We start from the raw sequence: 16,325 nt of genomic DNA on the forward strand, positions 1-16,325 counted from the left end.
CTTAACGGGGTGTCGGTAATTCGTCAATATGTTGACTAATAGGCGAAAAGCAGTTTTTACATGCAGAAATACGAGCAAGGCGTGCTACCTGTTGCGGGTGAGCACGCCTGTCTTGTTATTGTGGATTGGTCGTCCAGATACCTGCTGTCTTGACAAATACCCGCTCCGGTAATTGTAGTGTGGCGAGAGCCAGCTCAGCGACGTCCTCCGGCTGTAGCATACGATGTTCTTCGCCGATCTTCAAACCAGCATTGGCAGCTAATTCGGTATTCACGGTACTAGGGGTGAGGGCGGTTACCCGGATGTTATTTTTCCGCACCTCTTGCAGGACGGACTCAGTAAAGCCGAGTACAGCAAATTTAGAAGCACAATACGCCGAGCCGGTTGCAAAACCGCGTTCTCCAGCAGTCGAAGCGATATTTAGGATCGAACCACTGTTTCGGTCGATCATATCCGGTAAAGCCACATAGGTCATGTGATAGGTTCCATACAAATTCACCTGAATGATGCGGTCCCACTCTTCCGGGGGCATCTGGGTGACCGTACCAAAGCTTGCGATCCCCGCATTGTTTATCAAAATATCCAGCGGTCCAAGATCTTGCTTGATGTGATTGTACGCGGCGAGAGCCTCATCTCGTTTGGATACATCGGCAGGAGCGTAGCTCGTTTTCGTCTGGAATTGTGTAGAAATCGTCGAAGCGAGCTGCTCCAAATCAGCGACCGAGCGGGAGACGAGACCAACACGCACCCCTTCCTTGGCGAGAGCCAGCGCGAGGGCTCGTCCGATTCCTTTTCCAGCCCCTGTAATCAGCGCATTTTTCCCTTTCAGATCCATTGGCTATTCTCCGTTCCTTGTGGTTTACGGACTGGGTCCATTCCGTAGATAAGGTATCCAGATGAAAAGAATGCCATTCAGGTCATTGATCTCCTTCTCCGTGGTTTTTGATGCCGAGCTTGCGAATGTGATATTGCAGATTTTGACGGGTCGTTCCGAGAATTTTGGCAGCCTTGGTCACACTCCAGTTGACGCTCTCCAACGTTTGCTGAATCAGACGTTTTTGCGCTGGATTGATCGCGGATTTGATAGGACGTGTGCTTTTGGTCTTTTGATAGATCTCTTGATTCTCAAGGCTTTGGAAAAAATCTTTTAAATACATAGGGAGGTGCTCTGTATCTAGGAGGACATCGTCCGAATCCGCGTTAATGACGAGATTGTCGATAACATGGGCAAGCTCACGTATATTTCCGGGCCAACGGTAATGAAGCAAAATTTGCTGCAATTCCCGGGTCAGGCTCTTGATTTGTTTGTTCAGCTTTCTGCTGGAGGTGAGGATGAAATAATCGATGAGAACTTCTAGATCTTCTACGCGATCACGCAAGGGCGGTATCAATAGACTCGTGCGGGCAATTCGGTAATAGAGGTCGGAACGCAGCTTTTGGTTTTCGATCAATTTTTTCGGATCTTCGTTGGAGGCACTGATGATTTTGCAGTGAATCGGTGTGACGGAATTGGTACCGAGTCTCCTGATTTCCCGTTCCTCGAGGACGCGAATGAGCTTGGATTGCAGCATGAGAGGCATGGAATTGATCTCATCCAAAAAGAGGGTGCCGTCCTGTGCATGCTCGAATAGCCCCATTTGATTGGTCGCGCCAGTGAATGCACCTTTGACCGTGCCGAACAAGGTACTCTCGAGTAAGTTTTCCGGAATGGCGGCACAGTTGATCGCAACGAATGGGCTGCTCGCCCGTTTACTGTAATTGTGAATGCTCTGCGCAAATAATTCTTTCCCAGTCCCGGTTTCCCCGACAATCAGCACATCCGTCTGGTGAGTGGCGATATTTTGCGCTTCCCGAATGATCTTTTTGAGGGCAGGACTCTTTCCTTTGATATTGTCAAAGGTGTATGTCGTTCCGTTATGCAGCACCCTCTTCTCAAAGGTGCTCGGGATGATGATATTTCGTTTGACTTCGATCGTTTCATCCAACAGATGCTTTAGGTGAAAGTCGTTGATGCTAATGGAAAAGACGGCGAGAGCCTGATTGTCTTTGATTATCGGATACGAGCTGTATTTCACAGGCTGAGTGATGTTTGCGATACAAGAATGCACACCGTATCGGCTGATGATCGGCTTGCGCGTTTGCAGGACACGTTGGTGCTCGGAAAGCTTTGGATCGTAGTACTTGTAGGCATCCCACAAATACTTGCCGACCATCTCCTCTTGCTTCATTCCCTCCAGTTTTTCCTGCGCCTTATTGTACAAAAGTACCTTTCCTTCCGAATCACTCAGCACAATTCCCTCGTTCATGGATTGGAGAATTTCCTCATAGCAAACGAGTTTGAGCTGCTGCTGCCGGGCGACATCCGTAGCGCAATTGAGCAAAAGGATTTGGAGGTTTTGCTCGTTTTGCGCAAACAGATGTCTTTGCAGCAAATATTCTTTGCTGTCTTTTCCCTGGATGGAAAGGGACGGTTTTGCTTTCTTTGCTGTCGGAAGAGACAACGCTGAGAAGACGTTTTCCCCTGTTCGCAACGGGAAAAGTTCAGCCACAGATTCATCAAACCAGAGTGCATCGTCACTGTCATCGGCAATGATTACGTGTTCGGCGAAGCTCTTTAACAACTGACCCAGCGCTGTTGCAATCATCTCATACCTCCTGATGTGCTGAGAATGTTTGGGGCGTTAAGGGTGCAAATAGTTTTTACTATTTTAAATAATGGCAAAATGAATGTACACGAGATTTTCATGAATTGCAAATGGGGATGGGACACTTCTGCAAAAAATCAGGACGGAAAATAAAAAGAAGGGGAGCAACACAAAGGGACATAGAATCCCTTGATATGACAAAGATCTTCTGGCGCGATTCCCCTCGCATTTGATCGAAAACAGCAAGCGAAAAAAATAAAAAAATAAGCATTTGGCACGGTCCTTGCTACTTACGTTTTGCGACTCACAAAGAGAGAGGTGCCAGGGATAGGAGGAGGTTACTTTACACCACGAATGACAAGAGCAGACAGCATGGACTTGAAAGGGGAAAAGACAAATGGGTACAAACCGTACCGAGATGAATCCGAGCAGTGAGCAGTTGGTGGACCGGGACACATTCCGGAACATCGTCGGTCATTTTACGAGTGGGGTTACCATCATTACAACGAGGCAGGATGAAACCAATTGGGGCATTACCGCGAGCGCATTTTCATCCGTTTCCCTCGATCCACCGATGGTACTGGTGTGTGTGAACCAAAATACCGGCACGTGCCACGCGATCTCCAAGGCGAAGAAATTTGGAGTCAATATTCTACAGGAAAAACAAGGGGATCTGGCACGCAAGTTCGCACAACCCCAGACCGATAAGTTTCAGGGAACCGACATTGAATACGGAGAGCTAGGGGTCCCGTTGATCCAAGACGTACTTGCACATTTTGAATGTCGCGTCGTGGAAAATGTAACGGGAGGAACACATAGCGTCTTTCTAGCGGAAGTCCAGAGTGCGGTGGCTTATGAGAAGGCGCCATTGACCTACTACCGTGGAAAGTTCGGACGATTCGACGAAGCTGGCAAATAACAAAGATTCAACAGACCGGGTGTAAAAATGAGGAGGATGCACGATGGCATTGATGACAGGCAAGCAATATAAAGAGTCTTTGAATGATGGACGCGAGGTTTACATCAACGGGGAACGAGTAAAAAACATAGCAGAGCATCCAGCTTTTCATCCGATCATCGAGACGAAAGCGCGTATGTACGACATGAACCATGAAGCGCGTTATGCGGACGTTTGCACGACAAAGCTGGAAGACGGCGAAACCATCTGCCGTGCTTATAAGCTGCCAAAAGCCAAAGAGGATCTGACAGCCATCCGCACCTATGTGGATACGGTGCTGGATGACTTGGGTGGCGTCGTGTACCGGGTAGGCGATGAGACAATCGGTGAAATGTGGTCCCTGTACGACGCACAAGACCGGCTGAACGAAATCGATCCGACGTATGCCGAGAATATCAAAAACCACGTAGACCGAATCGCTCGCCTGGACTTGTTCCACGTATCGGCCAACACAGATCCAAAAGGGGATCGAAGCAAGCTATTCGAAGGAAAAGCAGCAGGAACCTTGTTGCATGTGGTAGAGGAAAATGACAAAGGAATCGTCGTTCGCGGAGCCAAGTTTGAGACTGCTGCCGCCTACGCACACCAGGCGTTTGTAAAGCCAACCATTTCAAACTGGACAGATCAAAGCATGACGCCGTATGCATGTGGCTTCATTGCTGACATGGGTGCGCCCGGTCTCAAGCATATCTGCCGGACCCCGCTCTCAACTGGCAAAAACCCCGTGGATTACCCGCTGTCGACTCGCTTTGATGAGATTGATACGTTGCTCGTTTTCGATGACGTCTTGATTCCTTGGGAAAACGTTTTGTTCCACGGCAATCTGGAGTCTGCTCAATACATTCGAAAAACCGTTCACCGCTACTCGGCCTTTAATTATGTCTTGCGTCTGCAACGTCGAGCAGATTTCTTACTCGGTACTGCGCTGTTGAACGTGGAGCAAACGGGACTGACGAAGATTCCGGCCGTCCAAGAAAAAATCTCCCAGCTCATTTGCTACAGGGAAACAATCAATGCCCATTTGACTGCAGCTGTCGCGAATGCACAAAAAAGCGCAGGTGGACTAATGATGCCGAACCAGTCGCTGTTGTATACAGGCCGCCTCTATGCGTTGACCAACTTCCCGAAAATGGCCCATCTGTGCCGGGAGCTCGTTGGCGGTCAGCTCGCAGTCACCCCAGATTCCGCGACCATCGCTGATCCGCAAATTAAAGAATACATCGATCAATACTACACGCTAGATGGCGGTTGGACCCCAGAGAAGCGCACGAAATTGCTCTACTTCGCACGCGATCTTCTGAATTCCGCATATGGAGGGCATCAGATTACGTTTGAACTGTTTGCGCAAGCGCCACCTTTTGCACAATACATGGCCGCATTTAACCATTTTGATCTGAACCCGGTACGCGACATGGTCACGAAAGCCGCCCATCTCGAAACGGACGCAAAAGCCGAATTGGCCATGCAAAAATAGACCAGACAAAAAGGAAGGAGCAAGGGCTGATTTCACCGGTTAGAAAAAGTATGGGGAGATAATAGGATGCGGTTATGGATGACGTATCCGCTACGGTAGGAACAAAGGAGTGGTCTACATGCGAGTGCACACTGCCGGGACGTGCAAGCTTTCTGCATCAGTCATGACGATAGGCGCATTGGATGGGGTACATCGAGGGCATCAAGCGCTGATCTGCCAAGCACGAAAACGCGCATTGGTGTTGGGAGTACCTTTGGTTGTGTATACATTTGATCCGCCGCCGAGGGTCTTTTTTCAACAGGCGATGCAGCTGACCACGATCGAAGAAAAGCTTCACAGGCTAGAGCACCTGTCAGTCGATCATGTCGTCGTGGCTGGGTTTGATGCCGAGTATTCTACGCGAGAAGGAAGCTCGTTTCTTAGGGAGCTGCGAGACTTGCATCCGTTGGAAATTTGGGTAGGACACGACTTCCGGTTTGGGAGCAATAGAGGGGGAGACATCAGCACCTTGCGAGAGTCGTTTCCGGTCAACGTGCTAGACTCTATTCTTTGCTCTTCTGGAGAGATTATCTCATCGAGCCGCATCCGCGCTCTCCTCATGCAAGATCGACACCTTCAAGCGGAACAGCTGTTAGGTTGGCAGACCGTACAAGCGAAAGGATAAGGCCTGTTTGTAATCAGTGTGTTGGCTGGATGAGCAAATGGCTAAGGAGTGGATGATAAGTGCTCGAACAACAAAAACAAAAAGCAGATCTGATCATCGCAAATGCTTCCCAGGTCGTAACGTGCCAGGGGGATCAAGCGAATTCGGTCGGACTCATCACAGATGGTTGGGTGGCAATAGCTGGGGAGAAGATCATTGCTGTAGGAGACCGTGAGAACGTCCTCGCGCAGGTCGATTCAAGCAAAGCTCTTGTCATCGATGCGACCCAGAAAGTAGTGGCGCCCGGTTTTGTCGACAGTCATACGCATGCCGTATTTGGTGGATCGCGAGTGAGAGAGTACGCAGCAAAAATGACAGTGAGTGACCCAGATAAATTAAAGCAGATGGGCATCCAGACAGGCGTGCAGGTATCCGTCGACATGACCAGGCAGTCCAGCTTGGAGGAACTGTTTGAATCTGCGCAGGGACGACTGAATCGAATGCTGCAGGCAGGCACGACGACGGTGGAAATCAAGACTGGATATGGCTTCAACACCATTGATGAGCTGCGAATGCTCGATGTGAATGCGCTCCTTCACCAGGAGCTCGAGATGGATGTAATTAGTACGTTTTTGGGGGCGCATGGTTGGCCGAAAGACATGTCAAAAGACACATACATGGATATCGTCATCGAAGAAATGATTCCACTGGTCAGCGAACGCAAGCTGGCAACATTCTGCGATGTCTGGTGCGAGGACAGCCACTTTGATGCAAAAGAATCCGCGCGTATTTTGGAAGCGGGCCTAAAGGCTGGTTTGCTCCCGAAAATTCATACGGATGCCTACTCTTATATTTACGGTTCAGATCTCGCAGCAGATATGAAAGTGATCTCAGCAGACCACTTGAATTACACGCCTCCTGCAATGATGCGCAAGCTGGCCGAGGCGGGAGTCCCCGGTGTGATCATGCCTGCTCTGGATTTTGCGGTCAAGCACAAAAAGCCGTTTGATGCCCGAGCGATGATTGATTCAGGGATGACAGTAGCGCTGGCCACCGACCTGTGTCCGGCCTGCTGGACGGAATCCATGCAGTTTGTCATGATGCTCGCTTGCCGTCTGTATGCCATGTCACCGGCCGAGTCGATCCGTGCTGCCACGATCGGAAGTGCGAAGGCACTTGGCTTGGCACATGACCGCGGCTCCATCGAAATAGGCAAACTGGCTGATCTGCAAATCTGGGATACGCCTACCTACGAGAATGTCATCTACTGGTTAGGGAGCAACGTCGTCGAGCAAGTCATCAAGCGTGGAAAAGTGGTGGTAAACCAGACCAGGACGCCTGCCCAGCTCGCTTGGCATTAAGAAAACGAAAAACCACCATCGCGCAAGAACTCATAAGCATTCGTACTTATCAGTTCTTACACGTTTAAAAAAGAGAGGACGGGTACTATGACAATCCAAAAGGTTTCACTCGTAAATGAAGAACGATTGCTGCGTGACTTTCTGGAGCTAGCCAAGCTAAATGGTCCGAGTGGAAAGGAACAGCGCATCGCGGATTACCTCGTGCCGCGTTTGGAGGCAATGGGTTTTTCCATCCGATTCGATGAAGCGCACAGGCAATTTGATGGGGAATGTGGGAATCTGGTCGCCTACTGGGAAGGGACAGACCCGTCCGTCCGACCCATGTTTTTCTCTACACACATGGACACCGTGCTTCCAACAGAAGGATTAAAGCCGGAAATTCGAGACGGCATCATCTATTCGGATGGTACGACCATTCTCGGAGCAGACGATCGTGCGGCACTCGCTGCTTATCTGGAAGCGGTCCAATCCATCCAGGAAGCTGGCATGCCATGTGGTCCAATCGAGTTGATCCTGACGGTAAACGAACAAAGAGGGCTGACCGGTTCACGGCATATGGATTATTCGCTGATCCAAAGCAAGGAAGGCTATGTATTCGATAGCAGCGGCGATGTCGGACAAATTATTCTGCAAGGTCCTTTCAGCAGCAAAATCTACGTAGAGCTGAACGGAAAGTCTTCCCACATCGGATTGAATCCGGAAGAAGGGATCAACGCTTTCCTCATTGCTGCAGATGTGTTGAAACAGCTCCCGCTCGGGAAAATCAGTGAGGATACGCTCGCCAATATCGGAATGATTCAGGGTGGAGAGTTGTCATCGATTATCCCCGGTCAGGTAGAGCTGATTGGTGAAGTCCGTAGCTTTACAGAACAAGGCTTGGTTGATCAATTAAATGCCATGAAGGAAACAGCAGAGAGAGTAGCGCAAGAACACGGTGGAACAGCGAATGTTCGATTTGAGAAAAAATATTTGGGCTTTCATGTCGGGCAGGAGACGACGTTGGGGCAAAATGCCGTTCAAGCGGCTGAGGATATCCAGGTAGATTACTATCTGACACGGACGTTGGGCGGAGCAGACACGAATGTGTTGAATGAGAATGGATTGACCTGCATTACGCTCGGGAACGGATTTCGGAACATTCACACTTTCCACGAGCACATCAGTGTACAGAATCTGATCAATACAGGGATTTACACAGTCAGCCTGATCCGCAGCTGGTACCAAACTCACCGAAATCCGGGGGCTGCATCTAACTAACAAGCAGAAAAAGGGGGCGTTCAGATGAAAAAAGGGAAAATGCTCGCGGCAGGCTTCTTAGGACTGGCATTACTGATGACGGGTTGTGGAAAACAATCCGGGGATACCGCTAGCGATGGCGGGGGAGAAACGATCAAAATCGGCTGGTATGGACCACTTACAGGGTACGCGGCTACAGATGGAACGAACAGTCTGAATGGCGCACAGCTCGCGATCGACAAATTCAACGCAGCTGGCGGCATGGACGGTAAGAAACTCAAGCTGGTAGCTGAAGATGATCAAGGCAAGCCAGAGGAAGCGATGAAAGCTGTGCAAAAGCTGATCAATAAAGATCAGGTAACAGCCATCATCGATGGGGCATACAGCGGCTCTTCGAAAACAGTGGCAGCCAAAGTGCAAGAAGCCAAGGTTCCCATGGTCGTTTCAATCGCCACCCACCCAGACGTAACAAAAGGTGGAAAGTACATCAATCGGGTCATCTACACGGGACCAGTCCAAGGGGAAGCCATGGCTGAATATGCCGTCAATGACCTGAAAATGAAAAATATCGCCGTCCTATATGTAGAAGCAGACTACGGCACGTCGATCTTTGGAGCATTCAAGAGCAAGCTGGAAGAGCTGCAAGGCAAAGTCGTTTACGAGAGCGCGTTCAAATTTGGCGACAAGGACTACAGCTCCCTTTTGACCTCCGTGAAGATGACCAAGCCCGATGCTCTATACATTGTCGGTTATTACAATGAGGCGGCTGCGATTGCCAATCAGGTCAAGGAAGTGGGGCTATCAGTACCGCTTATCGGTGTCGATGGATTGGACACCCCCAAATATCCAGAACTGGCAACTGCCAACGCCGAAGGAACCATTCTGACCACTTCATTCTATTTGAAAGACACTCGCCAGGTCGTGCAGGATTTCGTAGCGGATTGGACGGGAGCTCGCAAGGATGAACCGGGAATGGTCGCTTCGCAAAGCTATGATGCGGCACTGGTCATTATCGATGCGCTGAAAAAAGTTGGGGCGGATCGTGAGAGGCTGGCAGACGCTATCAGCCAGACCAAGGATCTGGAGGGGACATCAGGCAAGATCTCCTTTGCCCAGGACCATGAAGTCGTCAAACCCGTGATTTTTGTAAAAGTCAAAGATGGGAAATTTGACTTTGTGACCGCGAAATAAAAGGGACGGATAGCCGCGAGGAGGATGAGAGATGTGCGATGGTGCGCTTGTCTTTTCTCCTCGCATCATCTTGGGGAAAAGGTGTGATCACTACTATGCTTGCCCAGCAATTACTCAATGGCATTGCACTCGGGTTTATTTACATTTTGATAGCGGTTGGGTTGACAATGATTTACGGGATCCTCAAGCTACTTCATTTTGCACATGGCGTGATCTATATGGTAGGTGCATTTGCTGCGATGATCGGAATTATGTACCTGCACATGCATTTCCTCGTGGCTTTGTTGTTTGCCATGGTGATATCGGCCTTGGCAGGGATGGCCATCGAACGGTTTGCCTATCGTCCACTCAGGGGATCACATCCCATCACGACGTTGATTAGCGGGATTGGGATTTCGATCTTTTTAGAAAATCTGTTTCAAATCTTGTTTACGTCTGACACGAGACCTTTTCCACAAGCGGGGATAGACGTGACAGTAGTGCAGATCACAGAAACGATTTCGTTGCCCAATACCAAGCTGTTTATTATCATTGCGGGAATTTTGGCTCTCGGCCTTTTGTACGCGTTTCTTCGATTCACTAAACTGGGTGTGGCCATTCAAGCAGCGGCCCAGGATATTCGTGCAGCATCGCTCATGGGGGTCAACGTCAATCGGGTCATCTCTGCCACATTTATGCTCGGCTCAGCGCTGGCTTCCGTTGGGGGCGTATTAGTCGCACTCACCTACAACTCGATTTTCCCGACGATGGGTACGATCCCAGGCTTAAAAGCATTTTGTGTAGTGGTACTCGGAGGATTGGGCTCGATACCGGGAACCGTAGTAGGTGGCTTGATTTTGGGTATCGTGGAAGCGTTAAGTGACGGATTTTTGTCAGGGATGGTCATTGACAAGGACGCCATTTCTTTTGTCATCTTGATCGCCATTCTCATGGTAAGACCTTCCGGATTGTTTGGGAAAAACATCGAGAAAGTGTAGGGGATGCATGTGGATGGAATCTTGAATCCGTATTACGTAGACATCGTGGTTTTTTTGTTTATCTATATTTTACTGGGATTGGGGTTAAACCTGATTACGGGATACGCCGGCCAAGTATCGCTGGGACATGCAGCCTTTTACGGAATTGGGGCCTATGCATCTGCGATCTTGAGCGTCAAAGGTGGATTAAATGTCTGGTTATCCATCCTTCTCGCGATCGTGATTACGTTTGTGATTAGCGCATTGTTAGGCTTACCGAGCTTGCGTATACGGGAAGACTTCCTGGCCATTACGACATTAGGGCTTGGTTTAATCGCGCAGTCATTTTTTAAAAACGCCGAAATTACAGGAGGGGCATACGGCATCGGCTCGATCCCAGCTCCCTCGCTCTTTGGCGTGGAGTTGAAGAATGTCGGGTACCTTCTCCTCGTTGTGATCATCATGTTAATCGGAATCTACGGGGTCAAGAAGATGGTCGCCTCGCGGATTGGGCGGGCATGGATGGTCATTCGGGAAGACGAGACAGTGGCACAGGCGATGGGGATTAACACTACTTACTACAAAGTACTCGTGTTTGCCATCGGTGGAGCCTACGCAGGGACGGGTGGAGCATTATTTGCCCACAAAGTTTCCTTTGTGAGCGCTGATTCGTTTGGTACCACGATTTCATTGACGCTACTCAGCATGATTGTTTTGGGCGGGCTCGGAAGTATTCGCGGGACCCTTTTCGGGGTTAGCTTCCTTTATCTGATTCCGGAGATCTTTCGTATGTTCGAATTCGATTTTATCGACATGAAAAACCTGGATGTTTACAAGATGATGATTTACGGTCTGCTCATGATTTTTGTGATGCGGTATCGTCCAAAAGGGATATTTGGAAATCTCGGAAAAAAGGTCAATTTGTTTCCCTCCAGTCAAGCATCTTTGAAAAAGGAAGGTGAGAGGGTTGCTTAGTGTGCAAAACGTGACGAAGCGATTCGGAGGACTGACAGCGGTCCAAGGGGTCAGTCTTGAAGTAAACAAGGGAGAAATTGTCGGGCTGATTGGCCCCAATGGAGCGGGGAAATCTACCTTTTTCAATATATTAACCGGAATCTACAAGCCGAATGAAGGCGCCATTGTCTTTGAAGGTACCGCGATTCATACGCAAAAGCCGTTTCGCATTGCCAAGCTGGGGATTTCCCGCACGTTTCAAAACATTCGATTGTTAAAGGAAGAGAGCGTACTCGAAAACGTCAAGGTCGGCATGTTCGGTCAGACTCGATCCGGGTTATGGTCCGCATTGTTAGGGCTCGAGCTAGCGAAAAAGGAAGAGTCCATGGTTACCGAGAAAAGCATGCACATCTTAGAGCTGGTAGGCTTAAAAGGATTCGAGGGGGAATCAGCAGGAAGTCTGTCCTACGGGAATCAACGCAGAGTAGAGATCGCCCGTGCCCTCGTCTCCACTCCCAAGCTACTGCTCTTAGACGAGCCAATAGCGGGAATGAATGCGCATGAAATCGAGGAGATGGGGCAGCTCATTCGCGATATTCGCAACAAGAACGGAACGACCGTCATCCTGATCGAGCATAATGTCGGGATGGTCGTGGGTCTATGCGACCGCGTAGCTGTCCTGGATCATGGGGAGAAGATCGCAGATGATAAACCGGATGCCATCATCGCCAATCCGGCCGTGATCGAAGCGTACATCGGAAAAGAAGAGAGTGCGGAGGTGAGTCAGGTTGCTGCACATTGAAGATTTGAGCGTTTCATACGGAAGCATTCACGCGGTTCGCAAGCTGAGCCTTCACGTGGAAGAGGGAGAAGTCGTGACATTGATTGGCTCAAATGGTGCTGGAAAAACAACGACGGTCAATGCCATCTGCGGCACGATCCCTTCGAAAGGAACGATTCGTTACCGAGGCAAAAATATGAGCGGGATACCTACTCACCAGATTGTACGAGAAGGCATCGTCATGGTACCCGAGGGACGGCGAGTCTTTCCCAAATTGACTGTTGCTCAAAACCTCATGATGGGCGCCTATACGAGAAAAGCCGCGCAGCATGAAATTCAACGAGATATGGAAACGATTTATCAGCTTTTTCCGCGATTGCTGGAGCGTAAAAACCAGCTAGCAGGTACGATGAGTGGTGGCGAGCAGCAAATGCTGGCAATCGGACGAGCAATCATGTCTCAACCACAGCTGCTGATATTGGATGAGCCATCGATGGGATTGGCACCGATTGTAGTAAAAGACATCTTCGACACCATTCAAAAAATCAAGCAGCAAGGCATCACAATCCTGCTCATCGAGCAAAATGCGACGAAGGCATTATCCGTGGCAGATCGAGGGTATGTACTGGAAAATGGGGAAATCAGCTTTCACGATTCAGCAGAAAATTTGCGTTCACAGGATCGAATTAAAAAAGCTTACCTTGGTCACTAAAATGGCGTCAGAACGAGCTCTTCTCTTGGGAGAAGGGCTTATTAAATAGTCTTAGCAACACATTTGAATACCCTGAATATTTCTTTTTCAGTAGCGCATGGGTAATTATTCCTTTATACTGAAACACTGGAGAAACTAGCAGTAGAGAACGGGACACTCCAAATGACAAGTAGACTTCAGTTCCATGTGGATTGAGTTGGAAAGCGAGTGATCGATCAGTGGACACAGTGGGTAGACAAGAACGGAAGAGACTGGCGACACGCCAAAATATATATGACACCGCCATCCGCCTATTTCGTGTAAAGGGGTACCATGCGACAACTGTGGAAGAAATCGCGACAGAAGCAGACGTCGCTAAGGCTACGTTTTTTAAGCATTTTCCCAAAAAATATGAACTGATTGAGGAAATCATCAAGCAGCGCAGAGACAAGGTCAGAGCCGCAGCTACGGATGAGCAGGTCAAGAAGCTTTCGACCAAAACGCAGATCAACCATATGATGAAAATTCTTTGTCAAACGATTGAAAGTGATCGGGCATTGGCGGTCATTGCTTTAAATGAATTTATTTGCTCAGGGGACTTGTTCAAGGAGGAAGCACCCTCCATCGAAATTTTTTACCAGACGCTGGAGCGGGGAAAAGAATGTGGTGAGCTTCGTGCAGATGTACCAACTCGTGTCGTGGCACGAGTGCTGTGGTCCTATTACTTGGAATCGTACATTGCGTGGGCGAGAAATGAACAAGGGCAATCACTCGAAGCGATGCTGCTAGAGGGAGTAGAAGTCGTGTTTCGCGGCATTGAGGCGGGAAAACATGCGTGAGCTTCCACCGCGGTAGACTTTCCGAAACGTATAAAAACCTTCCGCCTAAGCGCGGTCTCTCATCCTCGAATTGCCCTCGATAGAGGTTTTTTTATTTCCCGCCAGGCACTAGCCTAGGCGGGTTTTTGGTTCGTGAGCAGATCATATGGAAGGTCACTTGATAACGATTTTAACCCTTGTCCCATCTGGATAATCATCTACCTGATTAGCGACCCATGATCCGGCGCCACGATTATCAGAAGGGGATATATAAGCGATATCCGCACCTTTTCCGCCCTCCTTGCACATAGCCATTGGCCATTCATCGCGATCGTAGCGAGGTTTTGTCGGCACGCCCTTGAGCGATTGCTCGCGGTTTTCGTCTGCCCCTTTGCGGTCAATCGTACACACAGCGGACTGTCCTTTGGAGATAGCGGAGCGGATATGTTCGGCAGTCTCCGGGTATTTGCTGCTCGGAAATTCAAGTACGTAATCTGCTTCTGTGTTGCTTGTTTGCGTTTGCGTAGTACGTTGCTCAAAAAAGTAAGAGCCGATCGCAAACAAAAGAGCGACGATGAATAGGATGATTTTTTTCTGCACAGCTGTTCTCCTTGGGTCACATTTTCTGAATGGGTTCATTTCTTAGCTAATTATACCAATAGATAAGCCAGTTGCATCCAGCAAAGTGCCCAATTGAGAATCATCTATTATATTCCAATTCTGCCTTTAAATGAGGAGCTACTCATGTTAGAATGCTTTCAGACAGCTCTTGGATCGAAGGGCGTAGAGGAGGAGTATAGGAGTGAAGCCATGTCCATCCTGCGGAACGGATATCGTTATAAACGAAGGATATCCATTATGGTGTGATAGGTGCGACTGGAATTTAGCAATTCCAGCAAAGATACATCGAAGCACTTCTTGGGAACGAATGGAAGTGAAAATGCGTCATTCATATGGCCAGTCCTTGTTCAAAGAGCTCCAGGAACAACAGGGGCTTTTAACGAAGAAGGGAATGAGAAATCACCATGCACGCCCAAGAAAAAATGGAGCATCGCATGATTGACAACTATCGTGCTCAGCTATCTTAATTTTTGACCCATAGAAAAACTCCCTTCCTGGACGAAGAAAGGGAGTTTTTTAGTTTTCCTCTTTCGGGTGAGAAGCCTCAACTCGCGAAAACAATCTCTTCATACAAAACCACGCGATCAATGGCCCCGTGCCAATCAAGAGGATCAACCAGTTCAAGGTAATAGGTGTCGTATTAAAAGAAGTTACCACGAGAAAAACGAGAATCCCCAGCAGTCGTCCTGCATCCAACCCAAATTCACGCAGGACCACATATTCGACCCGATTTCGTGCGCTTTCTTCATTGGTACCGATCAGATCAAACACGGTAGAAATCATCGGAACGGAGAAAAGCGGATAGGATAGGCCGACTGCTGCGCCGAAAATGAGCAGGGTAACATAGCTGACCTGCCAAAAAAAGAGCGAGACGACTCCGCTCATAACCAACGCCCCACAAAGCATTCCCCACTTGCGATAGCTCGGCTTGAACCATTTGCCCACCACATAATAACTGCCGAGACCGACTGCGGATGTGATAAGCCAGTAATTGCCCAAGGTCATTTCGCTCTTCGTGGCGATATAGACCATAAGACCGATGATAAACCCGAAAACCCCTTCTCGTAGCCCTTGCCCCGCCAAAGCACCGAAAGCCCAACGCCAATTCGTGTCCTTCCGCAAACTATGGAAGGCAAACGTCCAGGAATAGCTGCCCTCGGACTGTCGTTTTTTTAGAAAAAAACTGATCACGACACCTAAGACAAACAAGACGAGAGAGATTGTAAAGATAAGCGTGTACCCTCTCGCATCTGACAAGTGTGAAATGAGGTAACCGGATATCCACGGAGCAATCATGCCACCACCGGATGCGAGTAATCCAGCCCAGCCATTAAACAGATCCCGGTTGTCTGGTCCCGTAATTTCAAAGTATACGACATTAAAGGCGAGCCAGAAAAAGCCTGCGGCCATCCCTTGCACGAGTCCGATCAGTGCAGCATAAGAAACGACTTTGGTACCCAGAACGAGCACAAGCAGGTAAAAGAGGGCAGATATCGCCATACCCAAGCGCAGTGCGTTCATCTTGTTGAAGCGTTTTACCCAGACGCCAGCCAACCAAAAAGTGAGCGCACCAGCGAGATGGGTAGAGAAGGTATACCAAGCAATGGGAGCGAACTGACTTTTTACCTTCCAGAGGTAGACGTTAACAAATGTGCCCGATAAGGCTCCTGCTGTAATGAAGAGGACGTTGACGAATAGCAAGAGCTTGGCTTGGGTGTCCAACTGACCATGTCCACGATTTCGATCTTCTCTGTCCTGATGAGTCAGGTCCTGACCCGATTGACGTAGTATTTGGCGAATGGCGGGGAAGCCGGACTTCGTCTTTGGGTGCATGTGTCTGCCCCTTCCATGAAAAGTTTTGATAGGACCTTCGTACATAACGTGCCCGATTGGGAGAGGGAATAGACGGTAAACCAGAATTTCCCTGTGTGCCATTTGTTGCAAAAAACAAAAAACTTTTGTTTCAGGAAGGAAAAAGGCACTCATTACCCAAATA

At 49.0% G+C, this 16,325-nt stretch carries 15 protein-coding genes; 11 read left to right on the forward strand and 4 right to left on the reverse strand.

The features are described from left to right. Positions 1–115: 115 nt before the first annotated feature. A complete protein-coding gene (locus tag AN963_RS22855; protein WP_055746856.1) occupies positions 116–835 on the reverse strand; it encodes a 3-ketoacyl-ACP reductase in 720 nt (239 codons plus the stop codon). 82 nt (positions 836–917) lie between these two features. Beyond that, the gene (locus tag AN963_RS22860; RefSeq protein WP_055746857.1) at positions 918–2,645 is read right to left on the reverse strand and encodes a sigma-54 interaction domain-containing protein; all 1,728 of its coding nucleotides are present in this window, start codon (positions 2,643–2,645) and stop codon (positions 918–920) included. A 397-nt stretch (positions 2,646–3,042) separates the two neighbouring features. Here AN963_RS22860 and AN963_RS22865 point away from each other — a divergent pair, with 397 nt between their 5' ends. From AN963_RS22865 to AN963_RS22915, 11 genes are all read left to right on the forward strand, one after another. Next, a complete protein-coding gene (locus AN963_RS22865) occupies positions 3,043–3,564 on the forward strand; it encodes a flavin reductase family protein (protein WP_055746858.1) in 522 nt (173 codons plus the stop codon). Between the two features lie 43 nt (positions 3,565–3,607). Beyond that, complete coding sequence (locus AN963_RS22870) at positions 3,608–5,077, forward strand: 4-hydroxyphenylacetate 3-hydroxylase family protein (protein WP_055746859.1); 1,470 nt, start codon at positions 3,608–3,610, stop codon at positions 5,075–5,077. 118 nt (positions 5,078–5,195) lie between these two features. After that, positions 5,196–5,741, forward strand: coding sequence for an FAD synthetase family protein (locus AN963_RS22875; protein ID WP_055746860.1), 546 nt, complete (start codon positions 5,196–5,198; stop codon positions 5,739–5,741). A gap of 59 nt (positions 5,742–5,800) precedes the next feature. After that, positions 5,801–7,081 carry an imidazolonepropionase gene (gene hutI / locus AN963_RS22880; RefSeq protein ID WP_083497034.1) on the forward strand — a complete coding sequence of 427 codons (1,281 nt, stop codon included), beginning with the start codon at positions 5,801–5,803 and terminating at the stop codon, positions 7,079–7,081. An 87-nt stretch (positions 7,082–7,168) separates the two neighbouring features. After that, positions 7,169–8,338: a M20/M25/M40 family metallo-hydrolase gene (locus AN963_RS22885; RefSeq protein WP_055746861.1), complete on the forward strand. Its 1,170-nt coding sequence runs from the start codon at positions 7,169–7,171 to the stop codon at positions 8,336–8,338. 24 nt (positions 8,339–8,362) lie between these two features. Continuing rightward, on the forward strand, positions 8,363–9,508 hold the full coding sequence (locus AN963_RS22890; protein ID WP_055746862.1) for an ABC transporter substrate-binding protein: 1,146 nt from the start codon (positions 8,363–8,365) through the stop codon (positions 9,506–9,508). 83 nt (positions 9,509–9,591) lie between these two features. Further along, positions 9,592–10,485, forward strand: coding sequence for a branched-chain amino acid ABC transporter permease (locus tag AN963_RS22895; RefSeq protein WP_236708064.1), 894 nt, complete (start codon positions 9,592–9,594; stop codon positions 10,483–10,485). A gap of 3 nt (positions 10,486–10,488) precedes the next feature. Then, complete coding sequence (locus tag AN963_RS22900) at positions 10,489–11,439, forward strand: branched-chain amino acid ABC transporter permease (protein WP_055746863.1); 951 nt, start codon at positions 10,489–10,491, stop codon at positions 11,437–11,439. Continuing rightward, on the forward strand, positions 11,432–12,220 hold the full coding sequence (locus AN963_RS22905; protein WP_083497035.1) for an ABC transporter ATP-binding protein: 789 nt from the start codon (positions 11,432–11,434) through the stop codon (positions 12,218–12,220). The genes AN963_RS22900 and AN963_RS22905 overlap by 8 nt, the downstream gene beginning before the upstream one ends. Beyond that, positions 12,207–12,911 (forward strand): ABC transporter ATP-binding protein, encoded by a 705-nt coding sequence (locus AN963_RS22910; protein WP_055746865.1) that lies wholly within the window; start codon positions 12,207–12,209, stop codon positions 12,909–12,911. Before AN963_RS22905 ends, AN963_RS22910 begins: the two co-directional genes overlap by 14 nt. 218 nt (positions 12,912–13,129) lie before the next feature. Next, positions 13,130–13,729: a TetR/AcrR family transcriptional regulator gene (locus AN963_RS22915; protein ID WP_161827302.1), complete on the forward strand. Its 600-nt coding sequence runs from the start codon at positions 13,130–13,132 to the stop codon at positions 13,727–13,729. Positions 13,730–13,882: 153 nt separating this feature from the next. On the opposite strand, the gene AN963_RS22920 is transcribed toward AN963_RS22915, so the two are convergent. Both AN963_RS22920 and AN963_RS22930 read right to left on the reverse strand, forming a co-directional pair. Continuing rightward, positions 13,883–14,308, reverse strand: a complete 426-nt coding sequence (locus AN963_RS22920) for a NucA/NucB deoxyribonuclease domain-containing protein (RefSeq protein ID WP_330218850.1) — start codon at positions 14,306–14,308, stop codon at positions 13,883–13,885. A 537-nt stretch (positions 14,309–14,845) separates the two neighbouring features. Next, positions 14,846–16,162, reverse strand: coding sequence for an MFS transporter (locus AN963_RS22930; RefSeq protein WP_055746869.1), 1,317 nt, complete (start codon positions 16,160–16,162; stop codon positions 14,846–14,848). Positions 16,163–16,325: the final 163 nt, after the last annotated feature.

This window comes from Brevibacillus choshinensis (genome assembly GCF_001420695.1).
GTDB lineage: Bacteria > Bacillota > Bacilli > Brevibacillales > Brevibacillaceae > Brevibacillus > Brevibacillus choshinensis.